Genomic DNA, 15,857 nt, shown 5'->3' on the forward strand with positions numbered 1-15,857 from the left:
TGTTTGCATAAACGACCCAACCCGCACAGAACGGGTTGGTCGTTTTCTGCCCGTCTGGAGTAAGCCATGCCGTGTGAAGAACTGGAAATCGTCTGGAAGAATATTAAAGCTGAAGCCCGCGCTTTAGCTGACTGTGAGCCTATGTTGGCCAGTTTTTATCACGCCACGCTACTCAAGCATGAAAATCTGGGCAGTGCGCTGAGCTATATGCTGGCAAATAAACTGGCTTCGCCCATCATGCCCGCTATCGCTATCCGTGAAGTAGTTGAAGAAGCCTATGCCGCCGACCCGGAAATGATCGCGTCGGCAGCCTGCGATATTCAGGCCGTGCGCACTCGCGATCCGGCGGTGGATAAATACTCCACGCCGCTGTTATATCTGAAAGGCTTTCATGCGCTACAGGCCTACCGCATTGGTCACTGGTTGTGGAATAAAGGTCGCCGCGCGCTGGCTATCTTCCTGCAAAATCAGGTTTCAGTCTCGTTTCAGGTGGATATTCACCCGGCAGCGAAAATTGGCCGCGGGATTATGCTCGACCATGCCACCGGTATTGTGGTGGGGGAGACGGCGGTTATTGAAGATGATGTGTCGATCCTGCAATCCGTCACCCTGGGCGGTACCGGGAAAACGAGCGGCGATCGTCATCCTAAAATCCGCGAAGGCGTGATGATTGGCGCGGGCGCGAAAATTCTCGGCAATATCGAGGTGGGGCGCGGCGCGAAAATTGGCGCAGGTTCCGTCGTTTTACAGCCTGTCCCGCCGCACACTACCGCCGCAGGCGTTCCGGCGCGTATTGTCGGCAAGCCGGGCAGCGATAAGCCGTCGATGGATATGGACCAGCATTTCAACGGGATACACCATACGTTTGAGTATGGCGACGGCATCTGAATTGCGCGGTACAACTAAAAAACGCTGTTCCGATGGAGTGCAATCCCGGAACAGCGGAGCGAAGAATTCGCAATGTGGACAATCAGGCTGCGGATGATGTCAGCGTGATGCGATCCAGCGGGCCGACGATAAACAGATATGAAATGAGACCAATAAGTCCCATCGAGCCAACGTATAAAATGGCAAAGTCGAACGACTGAGTATTGGCAAGAATCACGCCGATGACCAGCGGCGTAACGATGCTTGCCATATTGCCGCACATGTTAAATACGCCGCCGGCAATACCCAGAACTTCCTTCGGCGAGGTGTCGCTGAGTACGCACCAGCCCAGGTTACCAAACCCTTTGGCAAAAAAGGCCAGACTCATCGCCGCAATGACCACAAATTCTGAAGAGGTGTAGTTGGCGATCACAATTACGCAAGAGAGCAACATACCGCAGATCACAGGCAATTTCCGCGCGACGGTAAGGCTATAGCCGCGTTTGAGTAGCCAGTCGGAGAACACGCCGCCGAGCAGGCCGCCAATAAAACCGGCAATGGCTGGAATACTGGCCACAAAACCGACTTTCAGAATCGACATGCCTTTCGCCTGGTACAGATAGGTCGGGAACCAGGTCAGGAAGAACCAGGTGATAGAGGTGACGCAGAATTGCCCGATATAAACACCGATCATCATCCGGTTAACACAGACGGTTTTAATCTGCGCGAACGTTATTTTCTGCGGCTCCTTTTTACAGCCCAGAGAGGGCTCGCCACCACCGCTACGAATATAGTCAATTTCCGCTTGATTAACTTTTGGATGGTGCATCGGATCTTTGACTTTCATTAACCAGAATATACCGAGCATCACGCCAATAGCGCCAATATAATAGAAGACAAAATGCCAGCTTAAATTATGCAGAATGATCGTCATTAGCGGGGTGATAATGCCCAGCGAGATATATTGCGCAGCCTGATAAACTGAAGTAACGAAACCTCGTTCATTATTGGGAAACCATTGTACGCTTAAACGACTGTTCGCCGGAAAGGCAGGCGCTTCAATCGCGCCCATCAGCAGACGTAGAATAACCAGTACAATTAATGGGCTGCCATACAGATAGATCGTTCCCTGAAACATGGTTACTAACGACCAGCCAATCAATGCGCAACCGTAAACCAGTCGTGAACCGTAGCGGTCTAATAGCCAACCACCGGGTAGTTGCATAATGACATAGGCGATACCAAATGAGGAGAAGGCCAGGCCCATCGCTTCCGGATCAAAACCTAATTCTTTACTCATTATTGGGGCAACTACGGATAGAGTTGCGCGATCCGCATAATTAAATACGGTAGCAAGAAATAAAAATATAAGAATGGTATGACGCACTTTTGTGCGCTTTATTATTGTGTTCATTATCTACTCCTCAGATAAGGGCAGAATGCATCCTGTAAGGTAAGAGAGGCGGGACGGATTCCCGCCAGTCGGGTTAAGGGCGTTTGCCAAATTCACATGTTAATTGTGTCCAGCGGCGCGCTTGTTCACTGAGCGTGAAACCCAGACCATGACGATCGGAAATCCACATGCGGCCATCGCGCAGCTCAAGTTGCTCGTTGAATAATGGGTTCAGCCACTCGAAATGTTCCAGCCACGGCTCCAGGGGATACGCTGCGGAAAGGTGCAGGTGTACTTCCATCGCAAAGTGCGGCGCCAGCTTACGCCCGTGTTTCGCCGCCAGATCCATAATCTTCAGGAAAGGAGAGATACCGCCGACACGCGGCGCATCTGGCTGAACGAAATCGCTGGCATTGCCCAGAATCAACTGCTCGTGTTCCCGGAAACTGGTCAGCATTTCCCCGGTGGCGATAGGCGTATCCAGCGCGGCAGCAAGCTGGGCATGGCCTTCGATGTCGTAAGCATCTAATGGTTCTTCAATCCAGATAAGGTTGAACTGTTCCATTTTACGCCCCATGCGGATAGCCGTTTCGCGATCCCACTGCTGGTTAGCGTCAACCATTAACGGGAACTCATCCCCAAGCGCTTCACGTACTGCGGTTAAGCGGCGAATATCCTCAGCGCAGTTGGGTTGTCCGACTTTCAACTTAATACCGCCAATGCCATTTTCGCGGGAAATCACCACATTTTTCAGCACTTGATCGAGCGGTGTATGCAAGAACCCCCCTGAGGTGTTGTAACACTGAACGGAGTCGCGGTGCGCGCCCAACAGTTTTGCCAGTGGCAGACCGGCACGTTTAGCCTTCATATCCCATAAGGCGATATCGATAGGGGAGATAGCCTGTACCGCCATCCCGCTACGCCCCACCGAGGCTCCGGCCCACAGCAGCTTGGTGTATATTTTGTCGATATCATTGGGGTCTTCGCCCAGTAGATTGTCGGCTATCTCTTTGGCGTGAGCATAAATACCCTGGCCGCCAGCACGTTTGGAGTAGCTAAAACCAACGCCTTCAAAGCCATCGCGACTGCGGATTTCGGCAATGATGATTGCCACTTCGGTCAAAGGTTTCTGGCGACCGGTCAGTACCTTCGCGTCACTCACTGGCGTCGCCAGCGGTAGAAAAGCCAGTGATAGCTTCACCCATTCGATACGATCGCCGGTTTCTGCCGCAGTTCTGGTATTCGCCGCTTTTGCATACGTTACGGCGTCGGAATTCGCGCTTAAAGCCATTTTTTTTCTCCTGATAATCACAAAATGATTGCGCTAACATTTTTATTATTAAGCGAACACAGGATCCAGAAAGTTGATGTTGATTTGAATATTTGATCACATATGTCGTATAAAAAGCAGGATTTATTGCAAAATGGATCACGATCCAAAAATATCTGGGGAAATGCATAATACAAAATGATGGCGCTATCATTTTGTAATGACTGAGCTTGATAAGCTACTGTATTTACGGCCTTTCCTGATGCGAAGCTGGCAATAGCCGCAGGCATGATGAATAATGCGCGGATAAATCAGCCAATCTTTGCAGGGGCATCAGACGTGAAGAGAACCAAATCACCTCGTGCGCCGACGCTGGAAGATGTAGCACGTAGCGCCGGGCTGTCTCCGATGACAGTCAGCCGGGCATTGAATTCGCCACAACTGGTTCGCCCCAAAACGGTTGAGAAAGTCATGCAGGCGGTTCGCGTCACAGGCTACATACCCAACGCGTTAGCCGGTGGTCTGGCGTCGCGACGGAGTAAATTAATCGCTGTCGTCGTGCCGCAAATTAACAACAACATGTTTGTCGATACCATCCAGTCGCTGAGCGATGAACTGGCCCGACGCGGATATCACATATTGCTGTGCGTGGCGGGATATACCGAACAAACGGAAGCGGAATTGGTGGCGACGCTGCTTTCCCGCCGCCCCGATGGCGTGGTGCTTACCGGGATCCATCACACGATAGAACTGAAAAAGGTCATCCTGAACGCGGCTATTCCGGTGGTGGAAATTTGGGACTTAACGCCCACGCCGCTTGATATGCTGGTCGGTTTTTCCCATGAAAAAGTCGGGCAGGCGACGGGGGAGTATCTTCTGAGTAAGGGCTATCGTCGTCCCGGCTTGTTGTGGACCGCCGATCGCCGAGCCGCGCAACGTAAGCAGGGGTTATGTAGTGTTCTTCAACGCCACGCTATTCATGCCGTACCGCAGGTAGATGTCCCCCTTCCGGCATCGCTTTCGCTGGGGCGCAGCGGTTTAAGCCAGCTTTTTGACGAAGGGACGTTTGATGTCATTGTTTGCAGTTCTGATACCCTGGCACAGGGGGCGATGATGGAGGCGGAAAGCCGTGGTTTGCGCATCCCGCATGATTTAGCGGTTATTGGTTTTGGCGATCTTGATTTTGCCGCCAGCAATCGACCGTCAATTACTACCGTAAGCGTTGACAGACGCGCCATTGGCCAGCGCGCCGCTACGCTGTTGGCCGATCGTATTGAACAGAAACCGTGCGCAGAAGCTATTGTGGATATTGGCTTTCATTTGATTGAGCGAGAGTCCGCATAAACGGGAACATGCCATCGGGATCGGCCAGGCCGGATCAGGCGTTAGCCGCCATCCGGCATTGAATATATTACGACCGTAATACCGCGCCGGAGTATCCTAACTGGCGCCACGCTTCATACACCACCACCGACACCGCATTCGACAGGTTCATGCTACGGCTATCCGGCATCATCGGAATGCGAATCTTCTGCTCTTTAGGCAACGCATCGAGAATGCTGGCGGGCAGGCCGCGCGTTTCCGGGCCAAACATCAAATAATCGCCATCCTGATAGCTTACGGCGCTATGGGCGGGCGTGCCCTTTGTCGTCAACGCAAACAGGCGCTGTGGATTTTCGGCGGCGACAAAGGCGGCATAATCGTGATGGCGCTGAACCGCGGCGAATTCGTGATAGTCCAGCCCTGCGCGGCGTAAGCGCTTATCATCCCAGGTAAACCCCATCGGTTCGATGATGTGCAGACGAAAGCCGGTATTGGCGCAAAGACGAATGATGTTGCCGGTATTCGGCGGGATTTCTGGTTCGAAGAGTACGATGTTAAGCATGATGCCCCCTTAAATGCGGGGGCAGAATAGCAGAAATTTACCGGGCTCTCACGCGCCAGGCGTTCAGGCGGCATCGCCTTTGCTCATTGGCGCCAGCGCGGCGGGCAAACTTTTCCCCAGTTCCTGCACCAGTGAATCGCCACTGATTTCGCTAATAGATTTCGCGCCGGTCAGGGTCATGGCGACTTTCATCTCTTTCTCGATCAGGTCCAGCAGATTGGCGACACCCGCTTTTCCTGCCGTCGCCAGCGCGTAGAGATAGGCCCGACCCAGCAGTACGGTATCGGCCCCCAACGCAATCATACGCACGACATCCAGCCCGTTACGAATCCCGCTATCCGCCAGAATGGCGATATCGCCTTTCACCGCATCGGCAATGGCGGGCAGGGCGCGGGCGGAAGAGAGCACGCCATCGAGCTGGCGGCCGCCGTGATTCGACACCACGATACCGTCAGCGCCGAAACGTACCGCATCGCGGGCATCTTCTGGATCGAGGATCCCTTTGATCACCATTGGGCCGTCCCAGAATTCGCGTATCCACTCCAGGTCTTTCCAGGAGATGGACGGATCGAAGTTATTTGCCAGCCAGCCGATATAGTCCTCAAGGCCGGTCGGTTTACCCAGATAGGCGGAAATATTGCCTAAATCATGCGGGCGACCGTTCAGGCCGACATCCCACGCCCATTTAGGGTGCATCACCGCCTGCCAGTAACGGCGCATGGCCGCGTTTGGGCCGCTCATCCCGGAGTGGGCGTCACGGTAGCGCGCGCCCGGCGTTGGCATATCCACGGTAAAGACCAGCGTGGAGCAGCCCGCCGCTTTCGCACGTTCAAGCGCGTTGCGCATAAAGCCCCGGTCACGCAGCACATAAAGCTGGAACCACATCGGGCGCTTAATGGTTGGTGCAACTTCTTCTATCGGACAGACGGAGACGGTGGAAAGGGTGAACGGAATGCCCTTTGCGTCTGCGGCGGCGGCGGCCTGTACTTCGCCGCGACGGGCGTACATGCCGCACAGGCCTACCGGCGCTAATGCCACCGGCATCGACAACGTTTCGTTAAACAGGGTCGTTTCCAGGCTTAAATCGGACATATTTTTCAGCACGCGCTGGCGCAGAGCGACTTGCGACAGGTCTTCCACATTTCGGCGCAGGGTATATTCCGCATACGCGCCGCCGTCGATGTAGTGGAAGAGGAAAGGAGGCAACGTGCGCTGAGCTGCGGCGCGATAATCGCTGGCTGCTGAAATAATCATGATTTATTCTCCCTGGTCATCTCATTATGGTCGCCGGGCAGGCGGGTAATACGCGCCTGGCGGGCCTGGTCTTCATCAAATCGTTTAATCGTAGTGTGGACAAAACTGAGGTGCGCCATCATCGCTTTACGCGCGCCCTCGGCGTTACCGTCCAGAATGGCGTCCATCACCGCCTGGTGTTGTTCCGTCAGCTTTGAGAATACGGGCGGAACGAGATACATACGCTGGCGACTCTGTTTGACGGAGGATTGCAGGACGTCGAAGAAACCGCGCATGGTTTGCAACAGCACCACATTGTGCGAGGCTTCCGCGATCGCCAGATGAAAGCGCACGTCGGCCTGGGAGGCGAGATCCGGGTCTTCGCTGAGCGTCGCATCAAAGCAGAGTCTGATTTTCTCTTTGTCGGCAGCGGTGGCACGCATGGCGGCGTGCCAGGCCGTACTGGCTTCAATGGCGTGGCGGGCCTCCAGAATGTCGAAACTGTAGTCCGGATCGTTCGCCATCAGCATTTTCAGCGGTTGCACGATATTCTGTTCAGACCAGGTTTCGTGCTGCCAGCGGACAAATGTCCCGCCGCCGCGACGACTCACCAGCACGCCTTCACTGACCAGCTTCGCCAGCGCTTCGCGTAAAGAGTTGCGTGATACGCCAAGCTGTAGAGCCAACTGGCGCTCGGCGGGCAATTTCATGCCCGCTTCCAGGTTTTGTTCTTCAATCAGCGCCCGCACGCGAGAGGCAATCTCGTCTGACAGGCGTTTTGGCATCACAATCACGGAATCATCCAGGTTAAAACATAGGCCTGAAGCGTAGTGATCACGCCCACCATACAGGTGAAGATCAGGCTGTGTTTGACGGTAAAACGGAACAGATCGGACTCTTTCCCTACCAGTCCCACCGCCGCGCAGGCGATGGCGATAGACTGCGGCGAGATCATCTTCCCGGTTACGCCTCCAGTGGTGTTCGCCGCCACCATCAGTACATCAGAGACGCCGATTTGCTGCGCCGCGGTAGCCTGTAGAGAGGCAAACAGCGCGTTAGATGAGGTATCCGAGCCGGTCAGGAATACCCCCAGCCAGCCGAGGAACGGCGAGAAGAACGTGAAGGCGCTGCCGGTGTGCGCCAGCGCTAACGCCAGCGTGGAAGAAAGCCCGGAATAGTTCGAGATAAACGCGAACGCCAGCACCATGCCGATGGAGTAAATCGGCAACGCCAGCTCTTTCAGCGTGCTGCCAAAGGTCTGGATTGCGGCTGAGGGTTTCATTTTCAGCCAGACGATAGACAACAGCGCGGCAAACAGGATCGCCGTGCCGGTGGCGGAGAACCAGTCAAATTTATACACCGCCGCGTAAGCGGTCGCTTCGTGTACGACCGGCGGCATACGGGCGACCAGTTTATCGAGATACGGTACCGGAACGTTAATTACCCAGTCATACAGCGCGCCGCCGGGGGCAAACAACGCTTTAAACGGCGGTACGCTCCAGAGAGTGACCGTGGCGGTCAGGAACAGAAACGGCGACCAGGCGCGAACAATTTGCCCTGTCGTATAGCGGGTGCGGGCCAGCGTCTGATCGACCTGCGACGCGCCCATATCGCCGAAGCGGAAGATGCGTACCGGCTGCCAGCGTTTGAGGAACAGCGTCAGACACACCAGAGACACCAGTGAAGAGATGATGTCCGGCAGTTCCGGCCCGATAAAGTTGGAGCTGAGATACTGGGCGATAGCAAACGAGCCGCCAGCGACCATCACCGCAGGCCAGGTTTCTTTCACGCCGCGCCAGCCGTCCATAATCGCCATAATCCAGAACAGGACGATAATGGTCAGGAACGGTAGCTGACGACCGACCATCTGACCGATTTCAAAGCTGTCCAGGCCCGTGACCTGTCCGGCAACCAGAATCGGGATCCCCATCGCGCCAAAGGCGACTGGCGCGGTGTTTACAATCAGGCACAGCCCTGCCGCATACAGCGGATTAAAGCCCAGACCCACCAGCAGCGCGGCGGTTATCGCCACCGGCGCGCCGAAACCTGCCGCGCCTTCAAGGAACGCGCCGAAGCAGAAGCCGACAATCAGCATTTGCAGACGCTGGTCGGGGGTAATCGACAGAATTGACGAGCGAATAATGTCAAACTGCCCAGTCTTGACCGAAATTTTATAGACAAAGACCGCGGCGATGATTATCCAGGCTATCGGCCATAGCCCGTAGAAGAAGCCATACACGACCGATGCCAGCGCGTGATCGACCGGCATTTTATAGAACAGCAGCGCAACGGCGAGCGCGATAACCACCGTCCACGAAGCGGCAACGTAGCCTTTCAGCTTGAGTTTAATCAGGGCGAAAAAGAAGAACAGGATTGGGAGCGATGCGATCAGGCTGGAAAGCCAGATATTACCCGCCGGGTCATAGTTTTGTTGCCAGAGGTTCATTGCAGGTCTCCTGAGAACCACACGCATAATGGGATGAATCTTTGCTCATCTCGTTGAAGTCACATTATGTGTAAAAGTGGTCCTGCCAATATTGTTGTGTATGGATAATGACAACAAATAGTTAACCAGATGTTATTTATTGGCAACGGTATTGTAGAGTTAATTTAATGAAATGTGAGTGGGTAGTGGTAACGGGCTAAAATTGGTAGGGCCAATCAAGGGGGGGACAACAAAGGGAAGTGAAAAGGCAATGGCATAATGCCATTGCCTTTGATGTCGGGAGTGTTGTTACTTCATTACCACTGGAAGCCCGCGCCAATAGCTGCAGAGTAATCGCCCTGGCTGTTGCTGGTTCCTTGCAATTTATACACCCAGCCCCCGCTTTCACTTACCATGGAGACACCAATGGCGACGGCACTTTCACCATTAAACGTACCGCCAGCAATCGAGGTCATGTTGGCGCCCGGGGCGTAGGCTTGTGGCAGACCGGCCATCGCCATCGCTGAAGCGATACCGCCGCTCATCTTGTTTTCTACGCCTTTGATTTTGCTGTTCATTTCCCCCATTTTCTGGTCGGTATAGGTGTTTGCTTCTTCGACGCTGCGTTTCAATTGCGCATAGTTAACCGCATCCGTATCATTCACCGCCGCTGAAACATTGCCGATCCGAGTGGTGCCGCCACTCCCGTCTCCCAGGTTGAGCACGCTATAGTTAACCGAGCCATCTGCATTGGTTTCATAACGCACGGAGCCTGCTTCTGAGGCTTTCAGTTGCGCCACATTAACCGCGTCAGTGTTGTTCACCCCTGCGGCAACGTTGGTAATACGGCGTTGTTGAGTAGAAGAGCCGACAGACACAGTATTAGCTTCATCTGCGACGGAATTTGTGCCTAACGCCACGCTGTTTTCAGCGGCAGCAATAGAGCCAGAGCCAATCGCGACGCTGTCCGCACCCTGGGCATTTGCATCTGCGCCATCGGTGTTGGTCTTGAAGTACTTGGTGCTACCGGTAGTGACGATATCGCCAATGCCGTTTTCGATATTGGTGACGCGGGTATCCAGATTCGATACCTGAGTATTCAGGTTAGTAATGCTCTGGGTATTCCTGGAAACCTGCGCGTCCGTTACTTTCAATTGACTCACGTTAACGGCATCGGTATCTGCCGAACCCGCCGCGACGTTAGTGATCTGACGTTGACCGTCTTCACTGCCGACAGAGAACTCACCGACAGAGTTCTGCGGTGTGTCCATGTTGTAGGCGGTGTAGTCAGTCTGTGCGCCGCGAGTGGTCTGAGAACCATTACCCATTGCAATACTGTTTGCATGGTTGGCGCGTGCGTTAGAACCGATAGCAATCCCGTTGATGGCATCAGCCATCACCAGTGTATTCAGACCAATACCAATACCTGCATCAGCATTGACGATAGTCTTCGCACCCATTGCCAGTGAGTCAGTTCCGACAGCCAGTGAATCTTCTTCCGTTGAGTTTGCGTGGTAGTACTTGGTCGGTGTAGTAGTGACCGCACCAATGGCATTTTGTAACTGACGAACTGTTACCGCATCTTGCGCTTCAGAGCCGTCAGCAACGTTGGTAATTTGACGATAGCTTTCTCCATCCGTCCCCAATGACAACGCGCCCAGCAACTTTCTGTCTGTTGTATTGTAGCCAATGACAACGCCATCGCTTGTTGCGCTCGTTTCTCGTATACCGGTTGTAATAGCGCGGTTAGAGGTGGAGCCACTGCCCAAAGCGATACTGCCATCAATGCTGCTGCTGCTGTTTTGGCCAAGAGCCAGACTGCCAGCGCCAGAGGCGACGGCGTCGTAACCTACTGCCGTTGCGCCGTTACCCGTTGCGTATGCATCCTGGCCTTCAAGCCCGTTATCATTCGTACGGATGTATTTCACGCCGGTACCATTTTCCGTGATATAGGTTTCGCTGGTATCGCCGGCTAGTTGGCTAATAGATTCACTATACTGAGAAATCAGCATGTTAGTTTCATAGAGCTGAGAGCCATTAACAGCGTCAGTACTGTCACTGGCGATTTCACCTGCTGCTACATTGGTTATCTTATTGGTACCGCTGGTACCGTGGCTGGCGCTGAACGCGCCTTCTTCGTCATCCCAGCTCAGTGCATCGGTACCAAGATTGGTGATGGACGTATTGATATCCGCGATAGCAGAGGTGTTTTGATCCACCTTCTGGTTAGTTTCATACAACTGTGAGCCGTTTACCGCGTCTGTACTGTCCTCAGAAAGCGCCCCGGCGGCGACATTGGTTATTTTACTGGTGCTTCCACCGTGGTTTGCGCTGAAAGCGCCGATGTCTTCGTCCCATAACAGAGCGTTATCAGTGAGGCCGGTAATGGACGTATTAATGTCGGAGACAGAAGTATTCAGGTTCTCAATCGCGGTACTGTTCTGAGTGATGTTAGTGGTATTGGCGGCGATATCGGTCGTGTTCTGATCCACTTTTTCGTTGGTTTCGAACAGCTGCGATCCGTTAACCGCGTCGGTACTTTCTTCAGACAGCTCTCCGGCAGCAACGTTGGTGATTTTGTTTGTCGTACTACTTCCGTGGCTGGCAGAGAACGAACTCGTTGTTTCATTCCAGCTCAGGTTGTCAGAGCTAAGATTGGTGATGGACGTATTAATATCTGCGATAGCAGAGGTGTTTTGATCCACCTTCTGGTTGGTTTCATACAACTGGGAGCCGTTCACCGCGTCTGTACTGTCCGCGGCCAGGGTGCCCGCCGCCAGATTGGTGATCTTGCTGGCGCTTCCGCTACGGCTGGCGCTGAATGTGCCAGAGGCTGCATCCCATAACAGGGCATCATCGGTGAGCGTGGTGATGGAATCGCTCAGGTTGTTGATATTGGTGGTGTTGGTGGCAATATCAGTGGTGTTCTGATTGATGCTGTTGGTATTGGTGGTGATATCAGCGGTGTTCTGATCCACTTTCTCATTTGTATCAAACAACTGGGAGCCGTTAACCGCATCGGTGCTGTCCGCGGCCAGGGTGCCCGCCGCCAGATTGGTGATCTTGCTGGCGCTTCCGTTGTGGTTAGCGCTGAATGCGCCAGAGGCTGCATCCCACAACAGGGCATCATCGGTGAGCGTGGTGATGGAATCGCTCAGGTTGTTGATATTGGTGGTGTTGGTGGCAATATCAGTGGTGTTCTGATTGATGCTGTTGGTATTGGTGGTGATATCAGCGGTGTTCTGATCCACTTTCTCATTTGTATCAAACAACTGGGAGCCGTTAACGGCGTCGGTGCTGTCAGCGGCCAGGGTACCCGCCGCCAGATTGGTGATTTTGCTGTCGCTTCCGTTGTGCTTAGCGCTGAATGCGCCAGAGGCTGCATCCCAAAGCAGGGCATCATCGGTGAGCGTGGTGACGGAGTCGCTCAGACTGTTGATATTGGTGGTGTTGGTGGCGATATCAGTAGTGTTCTGATTGATGCTGGTCGTATTGGCGGCGATATCAGTGGTGTTCTGGTTAATGCTGTCGGTATTAGCGGTAATATCGGCAGTGTTTTGGTTGATGCTGTCGGTATTGGTGGCGATATCAGCAGTGTTCTTATCCACTTTCTCATTTGTATCAAACAACTGAGAGCCGTTAACGGCATCGGTGCTGTCCGCAGCCAGGGTACCCGCCGCCAGATTGGTGATTTTGCTGGCGTTTCCCGTGTGGCTAGCGCTAAAGGCGCTGATGCTTTCATCCCACAACAGCGCGTCTTCGGCTAATCCTGCGACAGAGGCCTCTGTGTTAGTGATAGAAGTGTTAAGTGCGCTTAATGCACTGCCTACGTTATTGTAGATGCCTGTGCCTACCTCGTAGAGGGGGGCATTCACTGTACCATCACTATTAACGGAAGCCCCTCCGCCGAGTCGGTCGGCGACGGATTGACTTAAAGAATAAATTTGCGCACCTGTAACGGCATCGGTACTGGTGGAATTGATGTCGCCTTTAGCAACGTAGGTGATCTGCCGCTGAGTGGTGCTGTTACCCACGGCGACGGAATTGTCTTCCTGGGCGACAGAGCCCGAGCCAAGGGCAACTGAGTTGGTGCCTATCGCTTTTGCGCCATTACCAAATGCAGCGCTGTCGTCGCCGCTCGCAGTGGCTTGATAACCTAATGCAGAGGAAGTTGCTCCGCTCGCGACAGATTTATAACCTAACGCAACCGATTTTGCGCCGCTCGAATTGGCATACACGCCCATTGCCATTGAATAACTTCCACTGGCTGAGGATGAGGCGCCCATTGCAATGGCCCGGTCACCGGCAGAAACCGATTTTACGCCAAGCGCTAACGAAGAGTCGCCGGTGGACTGGCTGTATGAACCAATGGCGGTACTCCATTTCCCCATCGCGGAGGCTTTATAACCCATTGCGGCGCTTGCGCCATCAACGTTGGTGTAAGTATTGGCTGTGGCATCAGTACCAATTGCAATCCACCCTTTTCCTCCAGTCTGGGTACCCGTTGGAGTAACGCCGTCGCCTGTATCGTTTCCTGCGTTGGCCAGTGCATCCGCAGAAACCATAATGCTGCTAAGACCGATGAGTGCGGAAACCGCCAGCTTTCTGCGGCCGTTTTTTTTGCCGCGGCTTTTTGCGGTTTCGCTGGTGACAACAAATGTTCCCGTAGCGGCATTCCAGAGGACTTTAAATATTCTGTTCATGAATGAGTGCTTTCCTTTTCTAAAATAGTTGTATCAATGGCTATTATTTTTTTGGCTTCTTTTTCGTATCATTAATAGGTTGTATGCTGTCGAATATGACATTCTCCATGTCAATACCTATTTTTAGATACTTAAGATTATTGGGCGATACGCCTTTTAATGTTAGCGTGACGTTTGTCCATGCTCCCGGTAAGAGTTCGATTGTCGAGTCCATTTTCGTGTTGAGCAGGAGTTGTTTCCAGCGAGGCAGATCTTTTGCCTCGGAAGGTTTTTTCGTACCCCATGTCATATTAAACGCAAGGTTTGATACCGGAATGCTGAGTAAGTTAACTAAATCAAGATGAATAACACTTCCATTATCTATTGGCTCAATAGATAGAATACGCCCGGCTAATCCGATATTGCCGTTGTTAATAATAAAATAGTGCGTTTGTGATGGGTCCAGTTCTGTATAGTCGAATAGCCGTTGTTTGCGTTCAACGCGGCCAACGACTTCGGTGACCTTTTTGGTTGTGTTGATAATCGTAGCTTGTTGTTTTTCTAACAGATCTATCTTTGCTTCTTGTTCTTTTTGTTGTTTTTCTAACAGGTTTATCTTTGTTTCTTGTTCTTTTTGTTGTTCTTTCATTTCTTCAACAAGGTGTTTATCTGCGAAGTAATCACAACCAGATAAAAAGAATGTGAATCCCAACGCAAGCAGGGGGATAAATTTTCCATTTTTGTGCATATGAAATATCCTTGTTAATAATTTATATAATATAAATAGTTAACCTGTTATTTATACAACTAGCTCATCATTCAGCGAGTATTGCCAATAACTCATTAACGTATGGTTAGAATGAAAACATTCGTCGCTTCTATAGAAGCGCGCAAAAACCCGACGTTATTTATCAATTGCTCATAGCAATGCTTTATAAAAATATAATTATAATGTTTATGTATGGGGATTTTTTTCAGGGATGATAATGTTATTTAATTTTGCGGGTCAATCATATTCTGCGGGGTATGAGAAAAGAGGATGAAAAAATTCATTGTATAAATACAAACAGGCACGATAGTGGGATTTTTCATCCTGAAAAAGCAGGGATTACCGTTAAAAATGAACTTGTATATAATCGGTGTAAATACTTCCATGAAAAATTCGGAATATAGCCCGATGCTCTCAAGACATCCTCCGTACAACGGGTGTCCTGAGAGCCTGGGATGCGGAAGGTTTAGAACTCGCTCTTCGCGAAACCTGTCATCTCTTTGAGCCCCATTTCCCGGCCCAGCGCCGTCATCGGGTGGACAACAATCAGGCCACGCACGCTTTTCTTCAACTTGCCCATGTCGGCCTGCTCTTTTTTAGTGATCGCGCGGCGAAACGGCAGGTTCATCAGCTTCTGCGCTTCTTTACTCAGTTTCTGGCTGTGTACTTCGCGCAGACGGATAATTTCTGCTTCTAGCGTCTCTTTTTCTTTTTCCAGCTCCGCGTATTTATCGGCGGATTCAACCAGAGAGAGACCTGCCTGCTGGTGGCGAATAGCGTCAAGACGATCGCTCAGGCGTTTAATTTCGTTTTTTTCGACTTCTTTCATGGGATAGCTTCTGATAGAAATGGGATAGATATCCTATAGTATGCGCGCAGTGAGTGATTCTTCACAACTCATGACGTAAAGATAATCAATTACGGTAAGTATTACATCGCTAATTATTTTATTATCTCATTGATAATAAAATATTTTTTTCGAAAGAAAAGATGAAGCGCCTTTTTGCCGACAAGAAAAGCGATTAAGCACATTTTCCTCAATGACAACGCTAAATTGATCCTAAACTCAAATAAGCGACCGCGGGAGTCAGACGCGGGTCCCACATGGAGGATCTATCATGGCAAAAATAGGTGAGAACGTACCACTTCTTATTGATAAAGCCGTCGATTTTATGGCGTCCAGCCAGGCGTTCCGTGAATACCTGAATAAAACGCCGCCGCGTGATTATGTTCCTTCCGAGGTGCCGTCGGAGAGCGCGCCCATTTATTTGCAGCGTCTGGAATATTACCGGCGGCTGTACCGACCAAAAGAAGAAGAAAGGAGTTAACGGCG

12 protein-coding genes are annotated in these 15,857 nt (G+C 52.0%); 3 read left to right on the top strand and 9 right to left on the bottom strand.

The window, feature by feature from the left end:
- The first annotated feature begins 66 nt into the window (after positions 1-66).
- Positions 67-888: a serine O-acetyltransferase gene (gene cysE / locus ACLJTG_RS13140; protein WP_001112113.1), complete on the top strand. Its 822-nt coding sequence runs from the start codon at positions 67-69 to the stop codon at positions 886-888.
- Between the two features lie 82 nt (positions 889-970).
- Here the strand turns inward: cysE and ACLJTG_RS13145 are convergent, their stop codons facing one another.
- Complete coding sequence (locus ACLJTG_RS13145) at positions 971-2,281, bottom strand: MFS transporter (protein WP_001092104.1); 1,311 nt, start codon at positions 2,279-2,281, stop codon at positions 971-973.
- 73 nt (positions 2,282-2,354) lie between these two features.
- A complete protein-coding gene (locus ACLJTG_RS13150) occupies positions 2,355-3,551 on the bottom strand; it encodes an L-talarate/galactarate dehydratase (RefSeq protein ID WP_001218249.1) in 1,197 nt (398 codons plus the stop codon).
- Positions 3,552-3,869: 318 nt separating this feature from the next.
- On the opposite strand from ACLJTG_RS13150, the gene ACLJTG_RS13155 reads away from it, so the two are divergent.
- A complete protein-coding gene (locus ACLJTG_RS13155; RefSeq protein ID WP_001537635.1) occupies positions 3,870-4,874 on the top strand; it encodes a LacI family DNA-binding transcriptional regulator in 1,005 nt (334 codons plus the stop codon).
- A 67-nt stretch (positions 4,875-4,941) separates the two neighbouring features.
- Here ACLJTG_RS13155 and trmL read toward each other — a convergent pair whose 3' ends face one another.
- From trmL to ACLJTG_RS13190, 7 genes are all read right to left on the bottom strand, one after another.
- Entirely contained in the window at positions 4,942-5,415 is a 474-nt protein-coding gene (gene trmL, locus ACLJTG_RS13160; protein WP_000932336.1) for a tRNA (uridine(34)/cytosine(34)/5-carboxymethylaminomethyluridine(34)-2'-O)-methyltransferase TrmL, read from the bottom strand.
- Positions 5,416-5,478: 63 nt separating this feature from the next.
- On the bottom strand, positions 5,479-6,669 hold the full coding sequence (gene lldD / locus ACLJTG_RS13165; protein WP_000586988.1) for a quinone-dependent L-lactate dehydrogenase: 1,191 nt from the start codon (positions 6,667-6,669) through the stop codon (positions 5,479-5,481).
- Positions 6,666-7,442, bottom strand: coding sequence for a transcriptional regulator LldR (gene lldR / locus ACLJTG_RS13170; protein WP_000636696.1), 777 nt, complete (start codon positions 7,440-7,442; stop codon positions 6,666-6,668). The genes lldD and lldR overlap by 4 nt, the downstream gene beginning before the upstream one ends.
- On the bottom strand, positions 7,439-9,094 hold the full coding sequence (gene lldP, locus ACLJTG_RS13175; protein WP_001055305.1) for an L-lactate permease: 1,656 nt from the start codon (positions 9,092-9,094) through the stop codon (positions 7,439-7,441). The genes lldR and lldP overlap by 4 nt, the downstream gene beginning before the upstream one ends.
- A 296-nt stretch (positions 9,095-9,390) precedes the next feature.
- Entirely contained in the window at positions 9,391-13,776 is a 4,386-nt protein-coding gene (gene sadA, locus ACLJTG_RS13180) for a trimeric autotransporter adhesin SadA (RefSeq protein WP_198898243.1), read from the bottom strand.
- A 43-nt stretch (positions 13,777-13,819) separates the two neighbouring features.
- On the bottom strand, positions 13,820-14,503 hold the full coding sequence (locus tag ACLJTG_RS13185) for a DUF3251 domain-containing protein (protein WP_000549453.1): 684 nt from the start codon (positions 14,501-14,503) through the stop codon (positions 13,820-13,822).
- Between the two features lie 487 nt (positions 14,504-14,990).
- The gene (locus tag ACLJTG_RS13190) at positions 14,991-15,353 is read right to left on the bottom strand and encodes a YibL family ribosome-associated protein (RefSeq protein WP_000665687.1); all 363 of its coding nucleotides are present in this window, start codon (positions 15,351-15,353) and stop codon (positions 14,991-14,993) included.
- Positions 15,354-15,642: 289 nt separating this feature from the next.
- On the opposite strand from ACLJTG_RS13190, the gene ACLJTG_RS13195 reads away from it, so the two are divergent.
- Complete coding sequence (locus ACLJTG_RS13195) at positions 15,643-15,852, top strand: hypothetical protein (RefSeq protein ID WP_001062559.1); 210 nt, start codon at positions 15,643-15,645, stop codon at positions 15,850-15,852.
- Positions 15,853-15,857: the final 5 nt, after the last annotated feature.

Source organism: Salmonella sp. SAL00672 (genome assembly GCF_046552175.1).
GTDB classification, from domain to species: Bacteria; Pseudomonadota; Gammaproteobacteria; order Enterobacterales; family Enterobacteriaceae; genus Salmonella; species Salmonella enterica.

Excerpts from the sequence above, each read along its gene's own strand:
- ACLJTG_RS13190 (WP_000665687.1), bottom strand. The coding sequence starts at position 15,353 with ATGAAAGAAGTCGAAAAAAACGAAATTAAACGCCTGAGCGATCGTCTT.
- cysE (WP_001112113.1), top strand. The coding sequence starts at position 67 with ATGCCGTGTGAAGAACTGGAAATCGTCTGGAAGAATATTAAAGCTGAA.
- ACLJTG_RS13185 (WP_000549453.1), bottom strand. The coding sequence starts at position 14,503 with ATGCACAAAAATGGAAAATTTATCCCCCTGCTTGCGTTGGGATTCACA.
- ACLJTG_RS13150 (WP_001218249.1), bottom strand. The coding sequence starts at position 3,551 with ATGGCTTTAAGCGCGAATTCCGACGCCGTAACGTATGCAAAAGCGGCG.
- trmL (WP_000932336.1), bottom strand. The coding sequence starts at position 5,415 with ATGCTTAACATCGTACTCTTCGAACCAGAAATCCCGCCGAATACCGGC.
- lldD (WP_000586988.1), bottom strand. The coding sequence starts at position 6,669 with ATGATTATTTCAGCAGCCAGCGATTATCGCGCCGCAGCTCAGCGCACG.
- ACLJTG_RS13195 (WP_001062559.1), top strand. The coding sequence starts at position 15,643 with ATGGCAAAAATAGGTGAGAACGTACCACTTCTTATTGATAAAGCCGTC.
- sadA (WP_198898243.1), bottom strand. The coding sequence starts at position 13,776 with ATGAACAGAATATTTAAAGTCCTCTGGAATGCCGCTACGGGAACATTT.
- lldP (WP_001055305.1), bottom strand. The coding sequence starts at position 9,094 with ATGAACCTCTGGCAACAAAACTATGACCCGGCGGGTAATATCTGGCTT.
- ACLJTG_RS13145 (WP_001092104.1), bottom strand. The coding sequence starts at position 2,281 with ATGAACACAATAATAAAGCGCACAAAAGTGCGTCATACCATTCTTATA.